Below are 24967 nucleotides of genomic sequence, written 5' to 3' on the forward strand. Positions count from 1 at the left end.
CAATGAACAACAGTATTATGGCGTTGGAAGCCACAGAAGCCCCTCAACGTATTGCAGAGCAACTTGCGGCTAATGCAGCAACGGTGCAACAGGTCGTGGAACACATTCGCCAACGCGCGCCTAAGTTTGTCTATATGGTTGGCCGGGGTTCGTCAGATCATGCTGGCGTATTTGCCAAGTATCTTATTGAAATTGAGGTAGGTCTGCCGGTCGCAGCAGCGGCTCCGTCTATTGCCAGTGTGTATAATAAGTCTTTGCAGTTACAAGATGCTTTAGTCTTGGTTATTTCTCAATCAGGCCGCAGCCCCGATATTTTAGCCCAGGTAGACATGGCCAAGCGCAGTGGTGCCATGGTGGTGGCACTGGTTAATGATACAACATCGCCATTAGCCGAGCAGGCGCATTTTACTTTACCGCTGCATGTTGGCGCGGAAAAAGCGGTTGCGGCTACAAAAAGCTATCTGGCAACCTTAAGTGCCATTTTGCAACTGGTTTCGGTTTGGTCAGGCAATGTGGCATTGCAACAAGCGGTGGCGCAGCTACCAGATAGTCTGCAGCAGGCTATCGCTTTACCACAACAATTAACAGCACATGCGCTAGAGCGGGTTGCCCACTTGGTCGTCTTGGGGCGTGGTTTGGGTTACGCTATATCGCGTGAAATTGCGCTGAAACTGAAAGAGGTGTGTGGTATTCATGCCGAAGCTTTTTCCAGTGCGGAGTTTTTACATGGCCCGGTAACACTGGTAAAAAATCAGTTTGCGATAGTCGATGTTACCGTTGAAGACGAAAGTCTGACGGCGCATCGTAATCAAATAGATGATGTTCGCAGCCGGGGGGCTGCTATCGTGCAATTGCATCATAGCGGTATTGACGCCCATGCGCGGATCTTACCGCTGTTAATATTACAGCGTTTTTATTTAGATGTAGAAGTTGTTGCGCGTAGCCGCGGGATAAACCCTGATGCCCCTCCGGGCTTAAATAAAGTAACTAAAACGGTGTAATGCAGATGCAGCAGTTAAGTGTCAGCCGGCTATTTGACGGTGAGCAATGGTTTGACAACGTCAGCGTTAATATTGATAACGGCATAATTCACTCGGTGGTACCGGCAAGCGGTAACGTGCAGCCTGGGTTGTTAGTGCCGGGGTTTATCGATGTTCAGGTTAACGGTGGCGGTGGTGCGTTGTTCAATACAGCACCAAACCGGCAATCGTTACACACCATGTTACGTGCTCATGCGCGTTTTGGTACTACGGCCATGTTACCAACGGTAATTACCGATAGCGTCAGCGTGATGCACCAAGCGGCGGATGCCATTGCCGCGGCTATTGCTGACAATGAGCCAGGTATTATAGGTGTGCACTTTGAAGGGCCGCATTTATCGGTACCCAAGAAGGGCGTTCACCCACAGCAACATATCAGGCAGCTTACTGCAGCAGAATTAGCGATATATTCCCGTAGTGACTTGGGTATCAAGCTGGTTACGGTTGCACCAGAAAATATCAGTGCTGAGCAAATTCGCCAGCTGGTGGCACTTAATGTCATTGTTTGTCTTGGGCATTCAAATGCTGATGCCGCAACGGTGCAAGCAGCATTAGCGGCTGGAGCAACCGGCTTTACGCATCTATACAATGCAATGTCACCGTTAACATCACGTGAGCCGGGTATGGTCGGCGTCGCATTGGCTGATCCTGACAGTTGGTGCGGCGTCATTTTCGACGGACATCATATACACCCTGTCGCAGCCAAAGTTGCATTAGCCGCTAAGCCTAAAGGCAAGCTGCTGATTGTTACCGATGCGATGTCTCCGGTGGGAACTGATGACACCGAGTTTGATTTTTTTGCCGGTAAAGTGATGCGTGACGGTAGCAAATTAACCAATGAAGCTGGCGCGTTGGCCGGGTCGGTATTAGACATGGCAGGCGCAGTGCAATATGCCGTGCAGCAACTCGATGTCAGCCCGGACGAGGCGCTACGTATGGCGTCGTTATATCCGGCACAGTTTTTAGCCCGTAGCAACAGTGGACGCATTATCGCTGGAGGCGCGGCAGATTTAGTACTTCTTAATAATAACTGGCAGGTAGAGGCAAACTGGATTCACGGTGAGCCAATATTTACTGCCGAATAAAAAACGAATAACAACGGGGAAGGAACATGGAAATGACAGCTGAACAGGCGAGATCACGCAGCAGCGTGTTACCTATGGCGATTGTCGCCATATTGTTTTTTGTACTGGGCTTTGCGACGTGGCTAAATGGCTCGTTAATGCCTTATTTAAAGCAGATGCTTACGCTTACCCCCTTTCAAGCTTCTTTGGTGTTGTTTTCTTTTTATATCGCAGTAACGTTTACCGCACTGCCCTCGGCCTGGCTAATCCGCAAGGTGGGCTATAAAAACGGTATGGCACTGGGTATGGCAACGATGATGCTAGCCGGTTTGTTGTATATCCCGGCGGCGCAAACGCAAACCTTTGCCTTGTTTCTATTGGCTCAGCTGGTTATTGGTACTGGCCAAACGTTGCTGCAAACTGCTGTTAACCCTTACGTAGTTAAAATAGGGCCAGAGGAAACGGCAGCTGTGCGTATCAGTATCATGGGAATATTAAATAAAACGGCTGGTGTTGTAGCACCAATCGTGTTTACGGCATTAATGGCGAGCAGCTTTGTGGCAACGCCAGACACCGCGTTAACAACCGCACAAATTGACGAAATGGCGGCAGGTTTGGTCTTACCATACCTGGGGTTAGCCGCTTTTTTGGGTTTGCTGGCATTAGCGGTAAAATTTTCACCGTTACCCGAGTTGGCAAAAGAGGCGGACGATAATAGTCATGCCGGGCAGATTAAAGCGGCGCTGGCAAAGCCCAGTCTGGCACTGGGTGTCGTAGCGTTGTTTGTATATGTTGCAGTAGAAGTTATTGCTGGAGATACCATCGGCTTGTTTGCCTTGTCGCTGGGTGTAGAGCGCTATACGGTGATGACGTCCTACACTATGGGGTGTATGGTTTTGGGTTATGTGCTGGGTATTTTGCTCATCCCGCGGCTACTGTCGCAACAAACCGCGTTAGCGATTTCTGCCGTACTGGGCTTACTGTTGGTAATGGCTATTGTACTGGGTGACACCTCTTCCTACGCTATTGCTAATACCGTACTGGTGCCTTTCGGTGGCACTGCTTTGCCGGATACGTTGTTATATATCGCGATACTAGGCCTGGCGAATGCGATTGTCTGGCCTGCTGTTTGGCCTTTAGCGTTATCAGGTTTAGGCGCGTTAACCAGCACCGGTTCGGCGTTGTTAATAATGGGTATCGCCGGTGGGGCTTTTGGCCCGCTGTTCTGGGGCTTGGCCAGCGGCACTGGGTTGGGCCAGCAAGGGGCTTACATCGTTATGCTGCCATGCTATTTGTTTATTCTGTTTTATGCCGTTAAAGGTCATAAAATGCTCAGCTGGAAATAAACATGACGGCACAACGCTTTGTTGCGCTGGATGCGCTGCGCGGCCTGGCTATTGCGCTAATGATCCTGGTGAATACACCAGGATCATGGCAGCACGTTTATCCCAGTTTGCTGCATGCTTCCTGGGACGGTTTTACTTTTGCCGATATCGTGTTTCCAGGGTTTTTGTTTGTTGTCGGCGCAGCCATGTTTTATGCCTTACGCCATAGCACCTTCAACGTAGCCACATTGGGGCGCATTGCCAAGCGCAGTGCTCTGCTGTTTGCCATTGGCGTGTTGCTTAATTGGTACCCATTTACCACTGATATTTCCGAGTTGCGCATTCCCGGCGTGTTACAGCGTATTGGTTTGTGTTATGCCATAGCTGCGATATTGGTACTGCTGTTGCGAGGCCGTTATCTGCTGTTTGTTAGTACAGCTATTTTGGTCGCATATTGGGTATTACTTACGTTGTTTGGTAATGCTGAACCCTTTAGTCTTACCGGCAATGCCGTACTTAAGCTGGATCTGTTGTTATTGGGCCCGGCGCACTTGTACCAGGGCTTTGGTCTTGCGTTTGACCCGGAAGGATTGCTCAGCTCGTTACCCGCGGTAGTGTCGGTATTAGTAGGGTATTACGTTGCACAGCAACTTAGTCAGCACAATGCAAAAGACGGTGCGCGTTGGTTGCTGCTGGCGGCTTTCGCTTTACTTGCTTTAAGCTGGGTTTGCGCTGGTTTTTGGCCACTGAACAAAGCACTATGGAGTGGCAGCTACGTTATGTTATCCAGTGCTATTTTAATGGTGTTGTTGGCCGTGTTAGTTGGCTTGTCAGATGTACTTAAGCAGCACCGTTTAGTTCAGCCGCTGGTAACCTATGGGACTAATCCGCTGTTTATTTACATTTTGTCCTGGCTTTGGGCTGCCACACTGATGCGTATCCCGTTTGCAGGCAGCAATGTGTATCAGGTGGCATTTGAGTTTATAGCGACAATGATGCCCGCTAAACTTGCCTCACTTGTTTTTGCGTTACTACATGTGGTGTTATTCTGGTGGTTATCACGTTTACTCTACCGGCGTAATATCATAATTCGCCTTTAACATAGCCTGCTTCTAACCTTGTTAGAAGCGGTACTCCCATGTCGCGGCCAAACTGCCACGTTTTATGTTGAGCTCAGGCTGGGGTGACTTATCAAACACCCGGCCTTCAACACTTAATAATCCGTCCAGCAGGGGTTGGCGATATTCCAGACGTAACTGCCAGTTTTTTAAATCAGAACTGGCAGCCAAAAACTCACCGCGTAACACACTTACCGCCCAGCTAACACCATCAAAGGTTTGAAACCGGTAGCCTGCGGACAGTACTTTAGCATCGGCACCGTAACCACTGCCTATAACCCTGTCGTAACGTCGGTAGCCTTGCGGATATATATTGCCTTCATAAGCACAATTTCCCGCCAACGTAGCTCCCTCGCAACGAATGTAGGTATCTGACCACTCTAGGTTAAGTGTGTGTATGGTACTGTTATTCCCAAAAAAAGTGCGTATCCCATATAGCTGCAGGGGCTTACTCAGGTTGTCGCTGCTGTTGTCGTCTGCCAGCTCGGTGTAAAGGCTAAACGGCATATCAAACATATTAAAATGCAGGGTTACATCTATTGCAGCCAAATTGTCAGAATTAGAATCGGCCTTGTTATTAAGCAGTAACATGTCAGAAAAAGCGGCTAAGCCGTTATCTAAGCTGTCGCCACCCCATTGGCTAACGCGGGATAAGCCAAGTTCAAGTTGCGGTAACGGCCTGGCACTAAAACGGGCGCCAAAGTGTTTTATTTGTCGGGGTATGCTGCTGTGTTCACCCTGGCCAACAAAGCTGGTAAAGCTCCATGGGCCAAGCCAGTTGAAAAACATGTTCTCGCTTGCTTGCCAGCTATGCCGACTTAACCGCAGTGATGGTATGGGTCTGGCATTATTGCTAATTAGTAAGGCAGTTTGCTGGCCCGGGCCCCACCATAATGGCTGTTGATCCACTGCCAACACCCAGTTGCCCAGGATGACAGCCATATAGCTGCCATCAAGGGTTATTTTTTGTTCGTTACTGCCGTCTTCGCGATTACGGTAATTAATTTGTGTTTTACCTGCCCAATCGTCGCCAACATACTCATCAAATACCGATACGCTGGCAGTTTCAAAGTAATTTTCACCAAAACTTTGAAATAGCGATGGGTCACTACTGGCTTTGAGCTTTACACCTGAAATATACCCTTGCTTGTTCGCGCGAATAGCAGAACGCACATGAGCAAGAGCAAAGCGTAGTTCTGGCGTGCGTTGAGCCTTTGCCCTGGCTAAATCAGCAATAATATTGTTCCACATCAGTGGGTAGGTATTAACCGGGCCGGTAATGACGCCGGCATGAGCCAGTGTTTGTAATGACTGGCGCAGATAATTATCCGTTGTATCTACCCATGGCGCAGCACTGGCGGGCAAGGCAAAAAGTAATGTCGCTATAACGCTTAGTTTAAAGGTCATAAGTTAAATTTGGCTCTTAACGCAAGTTCAACATGTTCAGGAACAAAGCTGGAGATATTGCCACCATGGCGGCACACTTCTTTAACTAACGTAGATGAAATAAACGTGTTTTTCTCAGACGGTGTCATAAAAATACTGTCCAACGCCGGGTTTAATTGCCGGTTCATACTAGCCAGTTGAAATTCATACTCAAAATCAGCCACGGCACGAACACCGCGGATCAGTATTGCTGCACCTTGATCCTCAGCAAATTTTGCCAGTAAGCCTGAAAAACCAATAACACTGACATTGGTAATGCCAGCAAAAGCTTGCTGGGCTAATGCCACACGTTCTTGCAAACTAAACAGTGGTTGTTTACTCGGGTTGGCAGCAACACCGACAATGACAGTGTCAAACATACGGGCGGCACGTTGGACTAAATCGGCATGGCCGTTGGTAAGGGGGTCAAAAGTACCTGGATAAATAGCTTTATTTTTCATTATGTTAATAGCATTCCTGGGCGGCTTGGACCTACCGCTTGCACTGCGACTAGAGTTTTTAGTCAATTTGGCGTTACTATAGCAAATTAATTTAGCTAACCATAAGCCTGTTTCGCAGATGGAAAAGAAGTTAAGAACAAAAGATAAAATTCTGCAAGCCAGTGTCGAATTGTTTAATCAAGTTGGAGAGCGGCAGGTTACCACCAATCATATTGCTGCTCATTTAGGCATTAGTCCGGGTAATTTGTATTATCATTTTCGCAATAAAGAAGACATCGTTCGTCAAATATTTAAAGAGTACGCCAAACTACTAGAAACGCGTATTAAGCCACCCTCAGATAAAGCCGAAGCATTAGATGCCCTGGCCAGTTACCTGGACGCGGTATTTGAGTTGATGTGGCGCTTTCACTTCTTCTATGCCAATTTACCCGATATTTTATCGCGTGATCCGGCGTTGCAACAAGACTACCAACACGTACAGCAAGGTGTTTTGGCGCGTGTTACCGCGGTACTCAAGGCACTTAAACAATCCGAAATTATTCAGATTGAAGACGAAGATATTACTGATCTGGCGCACAGCATAAAATTGCTGGTGACTTTCTGGATAAGCTACCTGAAAACGCAAGCACCGGACAAAGACATTGATCAGGCTAGCGTGTATCAGGGGGTATTAAAAGTTCTGTTGCTCTTTAAACCTTATGCTACAGCACAAGCCCAACCTCGCATTGCGCGCTTACAGCAACACTATGCCGCTCTGGCTGGCGATGCAACGTTGGTGTAGGCCGATATTTACACTGTTCAGGTCTGAACAGTGCTTTCTATTTTGCAAAAGCACTGCAGGCCTTGCCCATTCACTATACAATGGCGCCGTTTTTTCTATTCTCTTACCTCAGTAATAGGAGGCTTTATGCGCAGCAGCGCTTTTCTGCAACACCTACAACAACAAATAGATGATGTCAAAGCAGAAGGTCTATACAAAGCAGAACGTATTATTACCTCTCAACAGCAGGCTAGCGTTAACGTCGCGGGTGAGCAGGTACTGAATTTTTGTGCGAACAACTATTTAGGTTTGGCAAACCACCCTGATCTTATCGCGGCGGCACAACAAGGTTTAAGCAGCCATGGTTTTGGTGTGGCGTCTGTGCGCTTTATTTGCGGTACCCAGGATATTCACAAAACGTTGGAACATGATATCAGTGCATTTTTAGGTACTGAAGACACTATTTTGTACTCGTCATGTTTTGATGCCAACGGCGGGTTATTTGAGACATTGTTAGGTGCTGAAGATGCCATTATTTCGGACGCATTAAACCACGCTTCTATTATTGATGGTGTTCGGCTGTGTAAAGCCAAACGCTATCGTTATGCTAATAATGATATGGCAGAGCTGGAAGCACAGTTAAAACAAGCTGATGCAGATGGTGCCCGCTTCAAGCTTATTGCTACCGACGGTGTTTTTTCCATGGACGGCGTTATAGCAGATTTAAAATCAGTCTGTGATCTGGCTGATAAATATGGCGCTATGGTGATGGTTGATGATAGCCATGCGGTTGGGTTTGTCGGTAAAAATGGTCGCGGTACGCATGAATACTGTGACGTATTGGACCGTGTCGATATTATTACCGGTACTTTAGGTAAGGCACTGGGCGGCGCATCTGGTGGCTATACCTCGGGTAAAAAAGAGGTTATTGAGTGGTTACGTCAGCGTTCGCGGCCGTATTTATTTTCAAACTCTCTGGCACCCTCAATTGTTACAGCCTCTATCAAAGTATTGCAAATGCTGCAGCAGGGTGATGCACTGCGAGCTAAACTATGGGAAAACGCCAACTACTTCCGTGAAAAAATGTCTGCCGCTGGTTTTACCTTGGCCGGCAAAGACCATGCGATTATTCCGGTTATGTTAGGCGATGCTAAAATCGCGGCGGAAATGGCCAAACGCATGCTTGAAGCAGGCATCTATGTTGTAGGATTTTCTTTTCCTGTAGTGCCTAAAGGTCAAGCGCGGATCCGGACACAAATTTCTGCTGCACATAGCAAGGCACAGTTGGATAAGGCTATCGATGCCTTTATTCGTATAGGTAAAGATATGGGCGTGATCGCATAAGGGCGGGGCGTTAAAATGAAAGCATTAGCAAAGTTAAAAGCAGAACCAGGTATATGGCAAACTGAGGTTGAGAAACCGGTAGTTGGGCCAAATGACGTGTTAATCCGCATTAAAAAAACCGCGATTTGTGGCACTGATGTACACATATACAAGTGGGATGAGTGGGCACAGAACACCATTCCACATGGCATGGTTGTCGGCCATGAATATGTTGGCATTGTTGAAGGTATGGGCTCTGAAGTGCGCGGTTTTAATGTTGGCGATCGTGTGTCTGGCGAGGGGCATATCACCTGTGGTTATTGCCGTAACTGCCGTGCAGGTAGAGTGCACTTATGCCGTAATACCATTGGCGTGGGGGTGAATAGACCGGGGTCTTTTGCTGAATATTTGGTGATACCGGCCTATAACGCTTTTAAGCTGCCAGATAATATTCCGGATAATATTGCCGCAATATTCGACCCCTTCGGTAACGCAGTGCACACGGCATTGTCATTCGATTTAGTCGGTGAAGATGTACTCATTACCGGTGCGGGTCCTATCGGCATTATGGCTGCGGCGGTAGCACGCCATGTGGGTGCCCGTCACGTGGTCATAACTGACGTAAACCCTTATCGCTTAGATTTAGCGATGAAAATGGGCGCGACGCGAGCAGTAGATGTTAGTAAGCAATCTCTTAAAGACGTGATGAAAGAGCTTGGCATGACAGAAGGCTTTGACGTCGGGTTAGAAATGTCAGGCGTGCCTGCTGCATTTCGGGGCATGTTAGATACGATGAATCACGGTGGCAAAATTGCCCTGTTGGGTATTCCACCATCAGATATGGCCATCGATTGGAATAAAGTTATTTTCAAAGGCTTAGTCATTAAAGGCATATACGGCCGTGAGATGTTTGAAACCTGGTACAAGATGGCCAGTTTGATTCAATCCGGGCTCGATTTAACGCCAATGATTACCCACGAAATGCCGATGGCAGAGTTTCAGCAAGGTTTTGACATCATGTGTTCTGGTCAATCAGGTAAAGTAATACTGAACTGGTCGTAGTTGAGCACGGATAATAAAAAAAGCGAACTTAGGTTCGCTTTTTTTATGTCGTCATCAGTCGCAAGACAGAAATAATTTTTCAGTGTCATATTACTGCAATAAAAATGCAGCAAACTATGCCCGTACATTAATCGGATGACCGAGGAATTAAAATGAAACTGAATAAAATCTCTAACCTGTTGCTGGCCACTACCATTGCATTAACGGTATCAGCTGCTGCTCAGGCGCAAAGCCGTGACACGATCCAAATTGCGGGTTCATCAACTGTACTGCCATTTTCGTCAGTAGTAGCAGAAGAGTTTGGTAATAACTTTGCTCAGTTTCGCACGCCGGTAGTCGGCTCTGGTGGTTCTTCTGGTGGTTTGCGTCAATTTTGTCAAGGTGTTGGTGCCAACACCATTGATGTCGCTAACTCATCACGTAAAATTCGTCCTAACGAAGTTGAAGCATGTAAAGAGAACGGCGTTAAAGAAATCATTGAAGTAAAAATTGGCTACGACGGTATTGTGTTTGCTTCACGTACTGATGCTGCATTATTTAAATTGGAGCCTCAGCATGTCTTTTTAGCCCAGGCAGCTGAAGTACCACAAAACGGTAAGTTGGTGGCTAATATATACACCCGTTGGAATCAAATAGATAAAAACTTACCAGATCAAGAAATCTTGCTGGCCATTCCGGGTTCAAACCACGGTACGCGCGAAGTTTATGAAGAAAAAGTCGTCATTCCTGGTTGTGAAACGTTGCCACTGGTGCAAGCAATGGAAAAAGACGCCGCGAAGAAAGTCTGTACAGCTATGCGTACCGACGGCCGGGTGGTTGAAATCGCGGGTGATTACACTGAAACGTTAGCACGCTTGACGGCACAAAAAGATGCTATAGGCGTATTTGGTTTAAGCTTCTACGAAGCTAACCGTGACCGCATCAAAGTTGCAACTGTGTCAGGTGTTGAACCTAATCTGGATACTATTATATCTGGTGAATACCCGGTATCACGCCCATTGTTTATCTATGTTAAAGGCGCGCATATTGGTGTGATCCCAGGTCTACAGGAATATGCTCAGTTCCATGTGAGTGAAGGCATGTCAGGCTTCGGTAGTGTGTTGGAAAGCGCAGGCTTAATTCCATTATCTGACGATGAGCGTGCTCAGATGACACAGAACATTAAGTTGAAAAAGTCGCTATAATAAGCTCCGAGCTTTTAAAGAGAACCTGGCATGGTTCTCTTTTTTTGCTTTGCCTTTGTCATAAAAGTGAAATATAAGTCGCTTACACTGCTCTCTTTAACTAGCAACAACGTGTAAGCCGATTACGGAGCAACCATGAGTAACTTTTCGTTAATTGTAGTGCTGTTAGTGCTGTTGGCACTGGGATACCAGCTTGGTATGACCCGCAGCCGCAAAGTGGCTACAGTTAACTCCGATTTGCGCATGCATTCCAGACCACATCATTACGGCATGATGGTGGGGCTCTGGGCGGTATTACCAGCCTTTTTAATATTGATACTTTGGTTATGGCTATCACCGGCAGTGATCAATGCCATGATGGTGTCACATCTACCGACAGAGGTGAGTAGCCTAAGCACAGAGCAGCTTCGCGTCGTATCACAACGTATAAGCAATTTGGCAGATAATTTTGGTGTTGTCGCTGATGCTGAAGCCTGGGAGCTTAGCGCAGCCGATCATCTACGCCAGCTTAAAGCCAACAGCGCCATTATGTTAACTGCGCTGATGGCAGTGATTGCTGCCGTTGGTATGCTCATTAGCCTGCTGAAAATTACACCCCGGTTAAAAGCCCGACATCAGGTAGAACGTGTGGTTAAAGGGCTGCTGGTGCTCTGTTCTACTGTTGCTATCCTTACGACCATCGGTATCGTGTTATCGATGGTGGGGGAAACATTAAAGTTCTTTAGTTACATTCCGCCGACAGAGTTTTTCTTCGGTACTACCTGGAATCCGCGTTTTTCTACTGTTGGCGTGGGTGAGCAGGGTGATTTTGGCTTGGTACCATTACTGGCCGGTACGACTATGATAGCCGGAATCGCAATGCTAGTGGCCATACCGCTGGGGTTAATGGTTGCTGTGTATTTGGCAGAATATGCGCCGGTAAAATTGCGCAACACGGCTAAACCGTTGATTGAAGTGTTAGCGGGTATTCCTACCATTGTTTATGGCTTCTTTGCTTTAGTCACCGTAGGTCCATTTCTGCGCGACCTGGGGGCCTCTATCGGGTTGGATATTAATGCCACTTCTGCATTAACCGCTGGCGTAGTGATGGGTATTATGATTATCCCGTTTATCTCGTCGCTGTCAGATGACATCATTACGCAAGTGCCAAAGTCGATGCGAGATGGCTCTCTTGGTCTGGGTGCAACGAAATCTGAAACCATTTTAAAGGTTGTTTTACCTGCAGCCTTACCGGGTATTGTTGGCGCGGTACTGCTTGCTGCCAGTCGCGCTATTGGTGAGACGATGATCGTAGTGCTTGCAGCCGGTAACAGCCCTGCACTAACAGCTAATCCGTTTGAAGCGGTATCAACCGTTACCGTTACCATTGTTAATCAGCTTACTGGCGACAATGACTTCTCCAGCCCGCAATCGTTGGTAGCCTTTGCCCTGGGCTTAACCCTGTTCGTTATTACCTTGCTACTTAATGTGGTGGCATTGGTAATCGTGCGTAAATATCGTGAGCAATACGAGTAAGCTATGACAATTATTGCAGAAAATCCGATTAAAGCGGTTGCTACACCCAGCTTGGTGCAGCAAAAAGTGATCGCCTCGCTGTCGAAGCGGCATCGCAAAGAAAAGCTGTTCCGTCGTTTAGGGCTCAGTGCAGTATTGATTAGTCTGGGGCTGGTTGCAGTGCTGTTTATCAATATATTTTCTCGTGGTGTACCAGCGTTCTGGCAGTCTGCAATCACGCTGGATATTTATTTTGACCCGGCAATAATTAAGATCCCGGCTAAACCAGAGCAGCAGGCCGAGGAGTCTGATAACGATTTTCGTCAACGCTATCTGGCATGGCAGACCGACGTGGGTTTTGTTAACTTCAACCGGTTGATTACAGACAGCTTGCAAACTATTTTGCCTGATGCCAGCAAACACAGACGTGATTTAGCGCGCTTTGTGACGTCGGGTGAGCGTTTCGCCTTACGTGATATGGTGGTGGCTGATCCCAGCATTATTGGTCAGCGTCGCACACTTCATTTACTGACAGATGCCAACATTGATGTTTGGTTAAAAGGTAATATTGACCGCAGTTTGCCAGATGAGCAGCAACAGCTAAGCCCAATTACTCGTCAGTGGGCCGATAAATTGTCGGCAGACGGCATTATTCAGAATCGCTTTAGCTTCGCCTTGTTTATGAACCCTGACTCACGCAGTTCACTCGCGTCAGCTGGTTTGGCAGGTGCCTTTATGGGATCGTTTTACATGATGCTAGTGGTGATTTTGCTGGCGGTACCAATGGGTGTTGCTGCGGCAATCTATCTGGAAGAGTTTGCCCCACGTAACAAAATTACCGATTTGGTTGAAGTTAACATTAATAACCTGGCTGCTGTGCCGTCTATTGTATTCGGTTTGTTGGGGGCATCGGTGTTAATTGGCTGGTTTAATTTGCCGATGTCTGCACCTATTGTTGGTGGCCTGGTGTTGTCCTTAATGACGCTACCCACAGTGATTATTGCTACCCGCTCTACGTTAAAAGCTATACCCCCTTCCATACGTCAAGCTGCACTGGGATTGGGAGCGTCAAAAATGCAGGCTATCTTCCACCATGTACTGCCACTGGCGATACCCGGTATTTTAACGGGGGCTATTTTAGGTGTAGCGCAGGCGTTGGGTGAGACAGCACCACTGTTGCTTATCGGTATGAAATCCTTTGTTGCTTCGGTGCCGGCATCGCCGTTTGACCAAGCCAGTGCTTTGCCAGTGCAAATTTATCTGTGGCAAGGCAACGAGCTACGTAACTTCTTCGAAGCGCGTACATCGGCAGCCATAATCGTATTGTTGATGATGATGATTAGCTTAAATGGCATGGCAATTTGGCTACGGAAAAAATACGAAAAGCGTTGGTAACCTTTTGCCAGTAGGCAGGCTACGCTAAACAGATTTAATTTTTAAGGTAACGGATAAAAGCATGAGTAACTCAGCCCCGGTTAAAATTAGTGCGACAGATGTGAAGGTGTTTTATGGCGACAATCAGGCGCTGCATGGCATCAACATGGACGTATATCAGAATGAAGTTATCTCTTTTATCGGCCCGTCTGGCTGCGGTAAGTCAACCTTTTTACGTTGCATGAACCGGATGAACGATACAATTGATCAGTGCCGGGTTAATGGCAGCATTTTGCTTGATGGGCGTGATATCCATGACCCTTCGCTGGATGTTGTGCAGTTGCGGGCACAGGTTGGCATGGTGTTTCAAAAGCCTAACCCGTTTCCCAAGTCGATCTACGAAAACATCGCTTATGGCCCTAAATTACATGGCTTGGCAGAGCGCAAAGCCGATCTGGACGATATTGTTGAGTCGAGTTTACGCCGTGCCGGCTTGTGGAACGAAGTAAAAGACCGTCTGGATCAACCCGGTACCGGATTGTCAGGTGGTCAACAACAGCGTTTGTGTATTGCCCGCAGTATTGCGGTAAGCCCGGAAGTTATTCTGATGGATGAACCTTGTTCTGCATTAGACCCCATTGCAACCTCAATTATTGAAGAGTTGATAGATGAATTAAAGCAGAACTTCACCATTGTTATTGTGACACACAATATGCAACAGGCGGCGAGGGTATCGGATCGTACTGCATTCTTCCATCTGGGGAATCTCATCGAGATTGGTAATACCAACGATATTTTTACTAATCCGCAGCAAAAACGAACCGAAGACTATATTACCGGTCGTTACGGTTAATACTATTGCCGCCCAGGGTGCAGACAATTTCAGGAGACTGGCGTTATGCCAAATAATAAAATCGGCGGCCATTATTCACAGGCTTATGATGAAGAGTTACAACAAGCCGTTATGCGCTTATTGCAAATGGCGGGCTTAGCACAACAACAACTGAGCGACGCTTTAACGGCGTTTACCTCGGCAGATCTTGCTTTGGCAAAGCAGGTAAAAGCGGCTGATCGCAAGGTAAACAATTTTGAAGTCGACATCAGCGAGCATTGCCTGGATATATTGGCCCGGCGACAGCCCGCTGCAGGTGATTTACGCTTAGTATTAGCTGTGCTGAAAAGTATCAATGATGTCGAGCGAATAGGTGACCTTGCTAAGCGCATTGGTAAGGTGCTACTAAAAGAAGAGCCGGGTAACCGCCCACAGCAATCTCAGTTAGATGAGCTGGCCGTTATGGGACAAAAAGCCCTGCAAATGCTACAGCGCGCCTTGGTGGCATTTGAAAAAATTGATGCTGATGAAGCCTTAGATGTTCTGCGTGAAGATAGAGCCATTGATGACGACTATGCCCGCATTATGCAGCAAAGCCTTACTATGATGATGCATGACGCACGTCAAATTAGTATTAGTCTGCAGGTGTCGCACGTTGCCAAAGCGTTGGAGCGTGTTGGCGATCACGCGCGCAACATTTGCGAACACACCATATTTTTGAGTAAGGGGCGCAATGTCGCTCATCTAAGCGATGATGAATTGCAGCAAGTCGTCGACAAGAAACGTGATTAAGCATTAAACACAGAAAAAAGGAGCGAAAGCTCCTTTTTTTATATCATTTTTTTTATGAAAAACTGGCTATCCGATTATTTTGGTAGATACTTTTTGTTATTAGGACAAGTGCTTAGCTGTTTTAAGGTCATAAAATTATCATTTGATCGTCACAAAAAGTCCATATTGTCATTTTAGTGTCATAAATTAGCCATATTATGGCGCGGTCATCAACAGCATAGGTCGTAAACGGCCGAAACGAATAACGGTAATTACTCAGGTGCAGAATATGAAGAAATCAATTTTAGTTTTAGCGGTAGCCTTGGCCAGCGCAAGTACATTACAAGCCAGAGAGTTGGAAGTGTACGGCAAAATTAATGTTACCGCGCAGTCGAGTGACGAAGGTGAAGGCCGTTTTACCGAGTTAAAAAGTAATACTTCACGTTTTGGCCTTAAAGGTGATTATGCACTGGAAGATGGTTTAAGCGTAACGTATCAGCTGGAATGGGAAGTTGACCCTTCAGATGAAGCGAATGAGAAAAATATCAAAGCACGTAATCAATACCTTGGTTTGGCTGGCAGTTTTGGTGAAGTGCGTGTTGGGCGTCATGATTCTGCGCTTAAAATGTCGCAAGGTAAAATTGACCTGTTTAATGATTATGAAGCCGATATTAAAGTGCTGTGGAAAGGCGAAAACCGTGTGAGTAACTCTATTAGTTACTTCACGCCATCATTTTCTGGCTTTAGTGCTCAGGTGACCTATGTCGTTGAAGATAGCCCTGCTGGAGAAGATGGTATTTCAGCAGCACTGATGTATGGTGACGACGGTTTAAAAAACAGTAACGTATATGCGGCGCTGGCGTATGACGCTGAAGTAAATGGTTATGATACTGTGCGGGCTAGTGGTCAGGTTAAAGTGGCTGGTTTTAAACTAGGTGCTATGTACCAAACACAGGAATCAACCAGCACCACAGTTGAGCGCGATGGTTATTTGGTCAGCGTTGCTTACCCTATGGGTAAGGCTGAACTTAAAGGCCAATATCAGGTTATGGAAGATGACAACGGTTTTAGTGCCGGTGTGGACTACAAACTGGGTAAAAACACCAAAGTATTTGCCTGGTATTCCAGCTTTGATTTCGATGAAGCGTTGGATAAAGACTATTTAGCAGTGGGTTTAGAACACAAGTTTTAATGCTTAATACATGAATTGATAAAAACGCCGGTCATTGACCGGCGTTTTCATTAGCTCTAGCAGTACTAGTACTTATACGAGAAACTCAAGCCAAAGCTCTGGCCTTCAATCCGTTTTTGCAACACTTCACCTTGCTGCAAAATCTCCACGTCTTCGTCCAGTAAGTTTTTCAGCCCCAGTTTTACCGTCATACTTTCTTGCGGCATATAGCTGTAAGTGAGATCCAACGAGTGGAATGGTTGCTCAAAGGCATCGTCTTTGTCATTCACACCCGCGAACGCGATACGCTTACCAAACACGTTATAGGTTAACGTTGCATTGTGCTGGTTGTTATCGGAATCAAAACCTAACTGCAGGTTAGCAACATACTTAGAATGGCCGCTTAGACTGCGTGTCAGGTTGGTCAGGTTTGCGCCCGGGAAGCGTTGAATGTTGATTTCTGACTCGCTTACTGTCAGGTTGCCGGCAACAAAGAAGTTATTTGCCAGCTGACCAAAATCGCCACCAAACATGTCCAGTTGTTGCAGAAATTCTGCTTCAGCACCATAGACTTTGCCATCTTGTGCATTACGGAACGACATTAGCAGGTTGCCGTCTGAGCCCGATAACTCTACGGCTTCTATTGGGTTTTTTAAATCTTTGTAAAATAAACCCAGACTGTAATTGCTGTTATCGTAGTACCACTCTAATCGCACGTCAGCACTGTTAATATCAGTGCTTTGTAAGCCAGAGAAACCGGTTACTTTAAAATCAGTTAATGGGTCGACATAAAGTACTGGCGTAACTTCACGTAAGTCAGGCCGCACTACGGTCTGGCTGTAACCAAAGCGGGCTTGTAAGTCATCAGTAACAAACCAGGTAAGCGACAAGGCCGGATAAAAACCATCTTCCAGCAGCACCGAATCGGTAACTTCACCGCTTAACTCACCTTCTGCGGTTAGTGGCAGTGAAATTTGTTTAAAGTCTTCATAGCGTACGCCCAAATTAAGGCGGAATTTGTAATCGTAGTTTACTTCCAGCGCAGCGTAACCGGCGTCAATCATTTGTGCAGCCAGATAATCGTCGGCCTGTGTTGTCACGTTTGATATTTTAAAGCCATTTGCGGCATCTAAAATATTGCTGTCTGAGAATATCTCTGAGAAGCTGCCCGATAACTGCTCCAGGCTGTATCCGACAGTGTCAAAGTTAAAACGGTCAGTTTGCGCATTGCGGCTACGTTCAAAGTAGGCATAACCGCCGCTTAACGTCATTTCTGCTTTGCCCAGTGTAAGCGGCAGCTTGGCGTTCCAGCTTAGGTTTTCAGTGTTATCTTTCATATCACCGAAACTGTAGTTCACCGCATTTTGGTTACGACGCAAAAATGAGAATACCGAGCCATCGCTCTGCGTTTCGTTCAGATAACGATACTCAATTTCTCCCGGCGCATAGCGGCGTGCTTTTGCGTCGGTGTACTGCCAGTCTAAGGCTAAGTCCATTAAGTATGGAAAGTTGTGTCGGCCACGTAATTGATTGCTGAGCATGGTGCGCTCTTCATACGTGATGCTGGTATCAGTGTTTGAACGGTTGTTTTCGTTGATGGTTTCTATACTATCGCCGTTCTTTATTTTAACTTCGTCTTTGGTATCGCTAAGGTAAATGGTTGAGCTTTCTATACGGTGATCAACACCAAGCTCTAAACCAAAGTTCAACATGCCAGACATTTTGATCTGATGTTCTGTGCCTTTGATATCGTCATAACGGTTAAGTGGCACCAGACTGTCGCCTGATACAGAGTAGTAACGCTCTTGCTCTTCAATATTTTGCGTGGAACGGTCATAGCTCAGGCCCGTCATCACGCCAAACACTACATTTTTCGCTAAATCAAAGCGACTACCAAAAGACACACTGCCATCAAAATCTGGTTTTACGCTGTCACGGCTAACATCAACATCGCGGTTAAATGCGGTGCCAAGTTCCCGTACTATGGTTTCAGCCTGTGCCAGGTTGCCCGCATTGATGCCGCCAAGGGCTTCGGCAATATTAACCGGTGTTAATATGCCGTATTGCTGCTGCGCTGAGGCCAGTTCAGGTGAAATACTACGACGGCCATCATCTTTGCCGCGCCAATCATCACCGCCACCGGCATAATCAAAACCATCGTCGCTATTCAGGCTGCTATAGCCTGTGCCAACGGCGACGTTAAAGCTGGTTTGCAATGGAATTGCCGTAGTGCGGATATTAACGTTACCACCACCAAAGGCCGCGGGTAATTCAGGCGAATACGCTTTTTGTACTACCAAACTTTCAATAATGCCGGCGGGAAACATGTCCAGTGGAATAACATTACGCGTAGGATCCGGGCTTGGCACCTGAGCGCCATTGAGTAAGGTGCTGGAGTAGCGCTCACCTAACCCGCGTACATAAATAAATTTGTCTTTAACCAGCGTCAGGCCGGTTACACGACGTAGTGCGGTGGCGGCATTACTGTCACCAGCGCGTGAAATTTGCTCCATACCCAGGAGTTCGGCAACATAAGGTTGTTCGCGGCGCTCTGCTGCTGCAGAGGCGGCTGAGCTCATCAGACGGCCGGATACAGAAATACGTTCAACATCGGCTTCACTCTGTGGTGCTGGCTCAGTGGCGTCTTGCGCGACGGCGCCCAATGACACCAAGGCGGTTGCCGTGCTCAGGGCCAGCAACACACTGCGGCCAACACGACTGAAATTAAACTTTTGCATGCTGCTCATCTGAACTTTGTCCTATCAGCTTAATTCTGTTACATCTGCGTAGCGTTAAGCGGCAACGCGGCGCTTAACCTGGTGAAATAAAAAACACTGCCAGCTCGCACCGGCAGTGTTGATATGGCTTAGTCGTCTAAGCCAACAGCCCAGCCTGCAGTCCAATCGTTGCCAGCTTTAATGGCACCGATAAAATCAACTGCTTCAAAGAAGCTGTCTTGCGCTGACATGTCTTTTGGCGTGGTGGTGTCGATGGTAAAAATACCATCTACTACGTCTGACATACTGGCTGCGGTGCTGTTGCCTGTTTGTGCTAAGAACCACTGTTCTGTGGTTGTGCCGTTGCCTAAGTCACCTTTAAAGGCTTCAGGGCAGGCAATCACAGAGTGAGTCATGGTTAAGGTGCCGGCTGCTGCCAGTGCCTTGGTTTCTGCCGAGTCGAATTCTAAACATTCACCCATGCCGGTTGGGCCAGTTACCACAAAGTTTGCCAGCTGGGCATTGGTACCAGCACGTAACAGTAAGCCTTCAGAATCATCATCACCGTCAAAGGTGTTACCGATAATGGTCATGTTAGAAATCATTGGGTTAGAAACAGGCAGTGCAGTAAAGTTACCTGACTGGTTGTCGCCTTCAATGCCGCGGTTGGCTTTAGCGCCATCAGCTGCATGCTTAACCAGTACGAACTGTAACTTACCGTTCCAACCGTCAGCCCAGTCAACTGAGTCATCACCGTTAGCGGTTAACACCACGTTTTTACAGCTCACGCTGCCACCGAACATTTCGATACCGTCATCCACGTTCTGGTGAACCTGAATGTTTGAGCACTTAGTGCCTGAACCCACACCTGCGAAGGTAATACCGTTTAACTCATTGTCAGGAATAACTTCAAAACCAGCATGTTTTACTACGACATAATTCAATGTGCCGCTGTTGTCAGCCGGGTTAGCACCACCGTAGTTACCTGCGTCACCTTCTGCGGCTACCTGGCAGTTAGCTAAATCAGCTTGGTCACATTTGTTTGTTGGTGCCTTACCCAGTAACACTAAACCACCCCATTGTCCGGCAGCGGTAGGTGAACCAATGATGTCCTGTACTGATGTCATGACGATTGGGTTAGCAGCAGTGCCGTTAGCTTCAATTTTTGAACCACGGGTAACAACCAGGAAATCTGCACCAGATTTACCGTAAATGCGCACGCCAGGTTGTACTGTTAAGGTGGCGGCAGTGGTGTTATCTATACCCACGCGTACCCGGCCATTTAATACGTAGTCAGCACCCGCTAGCAGGGTAACATTTGAGGTAATATCACCGCTTAATTGACAATTTAACCGGCCAGACAAGCTGTTAACTTCGCTGGTGCCGGCAGGGCAGGCCGCTAAGTCGTCTTCTGGGTGAATACCTACTGTCCAACCTTCAGTCCAGTCTGTTGTGCCATTGAAAGCGCCCACGTAGTCAACGTTATCAAACCAGCTGTCTACATTGTTTGCTACGTTGTAACCGTTACCCAGCGCCGGTGAGTTTGGTGCGGGGATATAACCGCCCAGCAAGGCATCGGTTACCATGTTGCCCGGTTGTGCACGGAACCAAACTCCCGCATCCAGCGTCACGTTATTGTTGCCATCTACGCTATTTTTAAACGGCTCAGCACAATCGATAATAGAGTTGCGAAACACGATTTCGCCATTACCGGTGTTGGTAACCGACTCATCGCTATTGATTTCAAAACACTCACCCATGCCAGCAGAGCCGGTGATGATCATGTTGTACAGTTCGCCAGCGGTACCTGCGCGTAACAACACACCCTCTGAGTCGTCTTCGCCGTCAAAGTCGTTACCAATAATCGTTACGTTAGCGATTTGTGGCTTACTTACCGGCTCAGCTGTGAAGTTGCCAGACTGGTTATCCGCTTCAATGGCGCGGTTGGCTTTGCTGTTATTTGGGTTATGACGAATAAGTACGTGTTGCATACGGCCAGTCCAGCCATCTGCCCAGTCTAAAGAGTCGTCGCGGTTGCCGGTTAATACCACATACTTGGCATCAACTGTACCGCCGAAAAACTCAACGCCGTCATCCAGGTTATTGTGTACCTGAATGTATTCAACGGTAGTGCCACGACCAACACCCGCAAATGTGATGCCGTTTAATTCATTGTCCGGAATAACTTCGAAACCGGCAAAACGCACTTGAACATATTTCAACGCACCGCTGTTATCATCCGGGTTATCACCGCCGTATGGGCCGGCTTCACCTTCAGCTTCTACCTGACAGCTGGCTAAATTAGCCTGATCACATTTATTAGTAGGTGCTTTACCCAGTATTACCAGGCCACCCCACTCTGCAGATGACTCTTCGTCAGATAATCCCAGCATATCGTTTACTGATGTCATCACGATTGGCGCAGTTTCAGTACCTACTGCCTGAATTTTTGAGCCGCGGGCAACAACCAGATAATCAGCACCACTTTTACCGTATACATAAGTACCTGGTTCAATTGTCAGCGTAGCGCTGTTGCTGTTGTCATTACCTACCGTAACTTTACCGTTTAACGACCAGGCGATGTCAGCTGTTAACCGCGTGTCGCTGGTAATGGTACCGGTAACTTCACAAACGGCTTTACTTACACCGGCCAGGCTAGCACCTTCTGTTGCAAAGCTAGGGCACTTACTTGTTACTGGTGGCGTACCACCGCCGTTATCTCCACCGTCGCTGCCAGAACCAGCATTAATGACTAAGTCACCACCACAGCCAGCCAGCGCTACCGCTGACGCTATTGCGCTTAGTTTTAACAGTTTGCGTAAAGCCATTACCATCTCTCCGTTGAGTTGTTTTAGGTCGTGCGAATAAGTTGCACGCACCCTAACGCAGAGAAATGACGCTTTTATTACATTGATGTGGCTGTAACATAACAGTCATGTTTACCCTTGATAAGACTGGGGTTGCAGCGTGGTGTGTCAAAAAAAGTTCACTGTACTGTCATAAATTAGCGGCCTGCAAAGGTTTAAATCTGGTAAATGATGTTGCGTAAATGTGTGTTTTTATTTTGGGTGCAGGCCAAAAAAAGATTAACCTTACGTTTTCATAAAAATGTCATAAACTGCAGCAATACTATGCGCAGTAAATAGTTACAGTAGCCCGGCATCCAAGTCGGAAAACAGAATGTGGTGAGTGCTATGGCAAGAAAAATCCTGGTAGTTGAAGACGAAGCGCCGATTCGCGATATGTTGTGTTTTGTGTTGGAGCAAAATGGTTATCAAGCCACAACGGCAGAAGATTACGATTCTGCTGTTAATGCTTTAATGGAACCCTATCCTGACTTAGTGTTGCTGGATTGGATGTTGCCCGGTGGTAGCGGCATTCAGGTAGCGAAAAAAATGAAGCAGCATGAACTGACGCGTAATATTCCCATTATTATGATTACGGCGCGCGGTGAAGAAGAAGATAAAGTACGGGGTTTAGAAGTAGGCGCTGACGATTACGTCACCAAGCCGTTTTCACCGAAAGAGCTCATGGCGCGTATTAAGGCGGTAATTCGCCGTGTATCGCCGACCAGCCTGGACGAAGTCATTGAAGTGCAGGGTTTGAAACTGGACCCAGTGTCACATCGCGTTATGGCGCAAGAGCAAGCGCTGGATATGGGGCCGACAGAATTTCGTTTGCTGCATTTCTTTATGACACACCCAGAACGGGTATATAGCCGGGAACAGCTATTGGACCACGTATGGGGCACTAATGTTTACGTAGAAGACCGTACAGTGGATGTGCATATCCGCCGCTTACGTAAAGCGATTTCTATCGCCGGTCATGATAGATTAGTGCAAACCGTGCGTGGCTCCGGCTACCGTTTTTCTGCTAAGTAAGGTTAATTGCCACTGCTATGCGCCAGCTGCTATCAAAAAGGAAGGTATACACCAGACTCTTCCTTTTTTACTGTTTTATTGCTCTGGTGGGGCTAATTTCCAACAGTTTACTGCTGGCGTTGCTTATATTCACCGTTGCGTTATTGCTTTGGCATTATCACCATTTATTTTTAATGGATAAATGGTTATGGCGTGACCGTAAATTGTCCCCGCCCATTAGTGAGGGTATTTGGGGTCATTTATTCGAAGGTATTTATTACCTGCAACGGCGCGACAGACGCAAGCGCCGTGAGTTGCGTAATGTGGTTCGTCGTTTTCGTGATGGCGCAGAAGCATTGCCAGAGGCTGTAGTGGTGCTGCGCGATGATTGGTCTATTATCTGGAGCAATAAGCTGGCTCAAATTCTGGTTGGCTTGCATTGGCCGGCAGATGAAGGCTTGCGTTTGGACAACCTTATTCGACACCCCGACTTTTTAAACTATCTTCATGCCGCTCAGTTTGACATACCTATAGAGTTACCGTCACCGGTGAACGACCAGCTCACACTAGAATTTAATATTATGCCGTACGGTATTGAACAGTATTTGTTGATCGTACGCGATGTTACTCAGCTAAAACAGCTGGAGCAAATTCGTAAAGACTTTGTCGCTAATGTATCTCATGAACTGCGCACGCCGCTTACTGTTTTGCAAGGCTACCTGGAGGTGATGGACGATGAGAACCTGCCTGACAAACTAATGTGGAAAAAAGCCCATAACGTGATGCTTGATCAAACTAAACGCATGGATGCTTTGGTACAACAGTTACTTACCTTATCGCGCATTGAAGCCTCGGCGCGGGTACATTTTGATGATGCAGTCGACGTGCCAGCCATGTTGCATAAATTAGAGCAAGAAGCGCAGGCGTTAAATCGTGATAAACAACATAATTTAACGTTTGATATTGACGCTGAGTTAAAAGTGACCGGTGTTACAGAAGAGCTACGCAGTGCATTTTCAAACCTGGTTATTAACGCAATTAAGTACACGCAAAATGGCGGTGATATTCAGATAAGCTGGCAGCGTCAGCACAAAAAAGCGGTATTTGCGGTAAATGACAATGGGCCGGGGATCGCGCCGCAACATGTTAAGCGTCTAACCGAACGTTTTTATCGCGTTGATGAAGCACGCGCACGCAATACCGGCGGCACAGGCCTTGGCTTGGCGATTGTTAAGCACGTATTATCGCGCCACAACAGCCGGTTAATGATTTTCAGCGAGCCGGGCAAAGGTAGTAGCTTCTCGTTCACATTGCCACCTGAATTGGTGTTGAGCAACACTGCCAAACGAAGTAGCAAAAAAGCTGCAAACTAAGGGCAACGCTGATCAATTACGCAGAGACAATGTGTTGATTTTAGTAGGGTGCATAGTTATTTGATATTGCTGTACAGCAAATTTACCCTGCTTCTCTTGTTCTTGGCGTTCACGATTGCCATTGGCTGCTTCTATCAATCCTTGTAGTGCTTCGCCAAATTGGTCTATTTTGGCATCTAGCGCAGTTATTTTATTATCACGCTCCGAGCTTGGCGGTAGTTGAGTCAGACTGTCTTTTTCAGCCATAGCTTTTTCAATTTGCAATAGTATTTCATTATACTTTTGTCTATCTAATCCTAAACGGTTAGCCAGCATCTGGTCCATTAGGCTGGTTAAAAAAGCGTCTTGGTTTGCGCTGTCTTTGTCTATCTGTTGCGCAGGTGGTCGTGTTGCCGGTTTTACCGTTGATTGTGCCGTAGCGGCAAATTCTTGCCGGTGCGAGATGTCATTTGCCGTTTGCTCAGATTGCACTCGCTGCTGATATTGTTGCTGATAACCATTAATAAGCTTTACTGACATTGACATCACAATCTGTCCACGTTGAGGATGTATTTTAATGTGAAAAATAAAGCAGAAACTATGCCAATTGCTAATTTAGTGTTATTAAGTGGCG

The 24967-nt window shown here is 46.9% G+C and carries 20 protein-coding genes; 15 read left to right on the plus strand and 5 right to left on the minus strand.

The features are described from left to right. Positions 1 to 2 precede the first annotated feature (2 nt). The 4 genes from nagB-II to ORJ00_RS08775 are packed head-to-tail and all read left to right on the plus strand — an operon-like array spanning position 3 to position 4529. The gene (gene nagB-II / locus ORJ00_RS08760; protein WP_027671458.1) at positions 3 to 1001 is read left to right on the plus strand and encodes a glucosamine-6-phosphate deaminase NagB-II; all 999 of its coding nucleotides are present in this window, start codon (positions 3 to 5) and stop codon (positions 999 to 1001) included. A 5-nt stretch (positions 1002 to 1006) separates the two neighbouring features. Next, positions 1007 to 2125 (plus strand): N-acetylglucosamine-6-phosphate deacetylase, encoded by a 1119-nt coding sequence (gene nagA / locus ORJ00_RS08765; RefSeq protein WP_306139595.1) that lies wholly within the window; start codon positions 1007 to 1009, stop codon positions 2123 to 2125. Positions 2126 to 2151: 26 nt separating this feature from the next. Then, complete coding sequence (nagP, locus tag ORJ00_RS08770) at positions 2152 to 3450, plus strand: N-acetylglucosamine MFS transporter NagP (protein ID WP_205623216.1); 1299 nt, start codon at positions 2152 to 2154, stop codon at positions 3448 to 3450. 2 nt (positions 3451 to 3452) lie between these two features. After that, the gene (locus tag ORJ00_RS08775) at positions 3453 to 4529 is read left to right on the plus strand and encodes an acyltransferase family protein (protein ID WP_306125727.1); all 1077 of its coding nucleotides are present in this window, start codon (positions 3453 to 3455) and stop codon (positions 4527 to 4529) included. A gap of 21 nt (positions 4530 to 4550) precedes the next feature. On the opposite strand, the gene ORJ00_RS08780 is transcribed toward ORJ00_RS08775, so the two are convergent. Beyond that, positions 4551 to 5954 (minus strand): capsule assembly Wzi family protein, encoded by a 1404-nt coding sequence (locus tag ORJ00_RS08780; RefSeq protein WP_306125726.1) that lies wholly within the window; start codon positions 5952 to 5954, stop codon positions 4551 to 4553. Next, positions 5951 to 6433, minus strand: a complete 483-nt coding sequence (gene coaD, locus ORJ00_RS08785) for a pantetheine-phosphate adenylyltransferase (RefSeq protein ID WP_306125725.1) — start codon at positions 6431 to 6433, stop codon at positions 5951 to 5953. Before coaD ends, ORJ00_RS08780 begins: the two co-directional genes overlap by 4 nt. 118 nt (positions 6434 to 6551) lie before the next feature. On the opposite strand from coaD, the gene ORJ00_RS08790 reads away from it, so the two are divergent. The 9 genes from ORJ00_RS08790 to ORJ00_RS08830 all read left to right on the plus strand — a co-directional run bounded on the left by ORJ00_RS08790 (position 6552) and on the right by ORJ00_RS08830 (position 16425). After that, entirely contained in the window at positions 6552 to 7214 is a 663-nt protein-coding gene (locus tag ORJ00_RS08790; RefSeq protein WP_306125724.1) for a TetR/AcrR family transcriptional regulator, read from the plus strand. Between the two features lie 126 nt (positions 7215 to 7340). Beyond that, entirely contained in the window at positions 7341 to 8537 is a 1197-nt protein-coding gene (locus ORJ00_RS08795; RefSeq protein ID WP_306139596.1) for a glycine C-acetyltransferase, read from the plus strand. Positions 8538 to 8552: 15 nt separating this feature from the next. Further along, complete coding sequence (gene tdh / locus ORJ00_RS08800; RefSeq protein WP_027671466.1) at positions 8553 to 9578, plus strand: L-threonine 3-dehydrogenase; 1026 nt, start codon at positions 8553 to 8555, stop codon at positions 9576 to 9578. Between the two features lie 152 nt (positions 9579 to 9730). Then, complete coding sequence (locus ORJ00_RS08805) at positions 9731 to 10762, plus strand: substrate-binding domain-containing protein (protein ID WP_027671467.1); 1032 nt, start codon at positions 9731 to 9733, stop codon at positions 10760 to 10762. A gap of 135 nt (positions 10763 to 10897) precedes the next feature. Beyond that, on the plus strand, positions 10898 to 12277 hold the full coding sequence (pstC, locus tag ORJ00_RS08810) for a phosphate ABC transporter permease subunit PstC (RefSeq protein WP_305975460.1): 1380 nt from the start codon (positions 10898 to 10900) through the stop codon (positions 12275 to 12277). A gap of 3 nt (positions 12278 to 12280) precedes the next feature. Next, positions 12281 to 13651 carry a phosphate ABC transporter permease PstA gene (pstA, locus tag ORJ00_RS08815; protein ID WP_051219868.1) on the plus strand — a complete coding sequence of 457 codons (1371 nt, stop codon included), beginning with the start codon at positions 12281 to 12283 and terminating at the stop codon, positions 13649 to 13651. Positions 13652 to 13712: 61 nt separating this feature from the next. After that, positions 13713 to 14483 carry a phosphate ABC transporter ATP-binding protein PstB gene (gene pstB / locus ORJ00_RS08820; RefSeq protein ID WP_027671470.1) on the plus strand — a complete coding sequence of 257 codons (771 nt, stop codon included), beginning with the start codon at positions 13713 to 13715 and terminating at the stop codon, positions 14481 to 14483. Positions 14484 to 14528: 45 nt separating this feature from the next. Next, entirely contained in the window at positions 14529 to 15254 is a 726-nt protein-coding gene (gene phoU, locus ORJ00_RS08825) for a phosphate signaling complex protein PhoU (RefSeq protein WP_305975458.1), read from the plus strand. A 268-nt stretch (positions 15255 to 15522) separates the two neighbouring features. Beyond that, a complete protein-coding gene (locus tag ORJ00_RS08830) occupies positions 15523 to 16425 on the plus strand; it encodes a porin (protein ID WP_306139597.1) in 903 nt (300 codons plus the stop codon). Positions 16426 to 16490: 65 nt separating this feature from the next. Here the strand turns inward: ORJ00_RS08830 and ORJ00_RS08835 are convergent, their stop codons facing one another. Together ORJ00_RS08835 and ORJ00_RS08840 are read right to left on the minus strand one after the other, a co-directional pair. Continuing rightward, complete coding sequence (locus tag ORJ00_RS08835) at positions 16491 to 19151, minus strand: TonB-dependent receptor domain-containing protein (RefSeq protein ID WP_306139598.1); 2661 nt, start codon at positions 19149 to 19151, stop codon at positions 16491 to 16493. Positions 19152 to 19270: 119 nt separating this feature from the next. Next, positions 19271 to 21949 (minus strand): beta-helix domain-containing protein, encoded by a 2679-nt coding sequence (locus tag ORJ00_RS08840; protein ID WP_306139599.1) that lies wholly within the window; start codon positions 21947 to 21949, stop codon positions 19271 to 19273. Positions 21950 to 22315: 366 nt separating this feature from the next. On the opposite strand from ORJ00_RS08840, the gene phoB reads away from it, so the two are divergent. Continuing rightward, positions 22316 to 23002 carry a phosphate regulon transcriptional regulator PhoB gene (gene phoB / locus ORJ00_RS08845; protein ID WP_027671475.1) on the plus strand — a complete coding sequence of 229 codons (687 nt, stop codon included), beginning with the start codon at positions 22316 to 22318 and terminating at the stop codon, positions 23000 to 23002. A gap of 17 nt (positions 23003 to 23019) precedes the next feature. Then, positions 23020 to 24354, plus strand: coding sequence for a phosphate regulon sensor histidine kinase PhoR (gene phoR / locus ORJ00_RS08850; RefSeq protein WP_027671476.1), 1335 nt, complete (start codon positions 23020 to 23022; stop codon positions 24352 to 24354). A gap of 12 nt (positions 24355 to 24366) precedes the next feature. On the opposite strand, the gene ORJ00_RS08855 is transcribed toward phoR, so the two are convergent. Further along, on the minus strand, positions 24367 to 24879 hold the full coding sequence (locus ORJ00_RS08855) for a hypothetical protein (RefSeq protein ID WP_306136348.1): 513 nt from the start codon (positions 24877 to 24879) through the stop codon (positions 24367 to 24369). Positions 24880 to 24967: the final 88 nt, after the last annotated feature.

The organism is Rheinheimera baltica, from assembly GCF_030731985.1.
Taxonomy (GTDB): domain Bacteria; phylum Pseudomonadota; class Gammaproteobacteria; order Enterobacterales; family Alteromonadaceae; genus Alishewanella; species Alishewanella baltica.

Bases quoted from the DNA above. Each gene is read 5' to 3' on its own strand.
- nagB-II (WP_027671458.1), top strand. From the start codon at position 3: ATGAACAACAGTATTATGGCGTTGGAAGCCACAGAAGCCCCTCAACGT.
- nagA (WP_306139595.1), top strand. From the start codon at position 1,007: ATGCAGCAGTTAAGTGTCAGCCGGCTATTTGACGGTGAGCAATGGTTT.
- nagP (WP_205623216.1), top strand. From the start codon at position 2,152: ATGGAAATGACAGCTGAACAGGCGAGATCACGCAGCAGCGTGTTACCT.
- ORJ00_RS08775 (WP_306125727.1), top strand. From the start codon at position 3,453: ATGACGGCACAACGCTTTGTTGCGCTGGATGCGCTGCGCGGCCTGGCT.
- ORJ00_RS08780 (WP_306125726.1), bottom strand. From the start codon at position 5,954: ATGACCTTTAAACTAAGCGTTATAGCGACATTACTTTTTGCCTTGCCC.
- coaD (WP_306125725.1), bottom strand. From the start codon at position 6,433: ATGAAAAATAAAGCTATTTATCCAGGTACTTTTGACCCCCTTACCAAC.
- ORJ00_RS08790 (WP_306125724.1), top strand. From the start codon at position 6,552: ATGGAAAAGAAGTTAAGAACAAAAGATAAAATTCTGCAAGCCAGTGTC.
- ORJ00_RS08795 (WP_306139596.1), top strand. From the start codon at position 7,341: ATGCGCAGCAGCGCTTTTCTGCAACACCTACAACAACAAATAGATGAT.
- tdh (WP_027671466.1), top strand. From the start codon at position 8,553: ATGAAAGCATTAGCAAAGTTAAAAGCAGAACCAGGTATATGGCAAACT.
- ORJ00_RS08805 (WP_027671467.1), top strand. From the start codon at position 9,731: ATGAAACTGAATAAAATCTCTAACCTGTTGCTGGCCACTACCATTGCA.
- pstC (WP_305975460.1), top strand. From the start codon at position 10,898: ATGAGTAACTTTTCGTTAATTGTAGTGCTGTTAGTGCTGTTGGCACTG.
- pstA (WP_051219868.1), top strand. From the start codon at position 12,281: ATGACAATTATTGCAGAAAATCCGATTAAAGCGGTTGCTACACCCAGC.
- pstB (WP_027671470.1), top strand. From the start codon at position 13,713: ATGAGTAACTCAGCCCCGGTTAAAATTAGTGCGACAGATGTGAAGGTG.
- phoU (WP_305975458.1), top strand. From the start codon at position 14,529: ATGCCAAATAATAAAATCGGCGGCCATTATTCACAGGCTTATGATGAA.
- ORJ00_RS08830 (WP_306139597.1), top strand. From the start codon at position 15,523: ATGAAGAAATCAATTTTAGTTTTAGCGGTAGCCTTGGCCAGCGCAAGT.
- ORJ00_RS08835 (WP_306139598.1), bottom strand. From the start codon at position 19,151: ATGAGCAGCATGCAAAAGTTTAATTTCAGTCGTGTTGGCCGCAGTGTG.
- ORJ00_RS08840 (WP_306139599.1), bottom strand. From the start codon at position 21,949: ATGGCTTTACGCAAACTGTTAAAACTAAGCGCAATAGCGTCAGCGGTA.
- phoB (WP_027671475.1), top strand. From the start codon at position 22,316: ATGGCAAGAAAAATCCTGGTAGTTGAAGACGAAGCGCCGATTCGCGAT.
- phoR (WP_027671476.1), top strand. From the start codon at position 23,020: ATGCGCCAGCTGCTATCAAAAAGGAAGGTATACACCAGACTCTTCCTT.
- ORJ00_RS08855 (WP_306136348.1), bottom strand. From the start codon at position 24,879: ATGTCAATGTCAGTAAAGCTTATTAATGGTTATCAGCAACAATATCAG.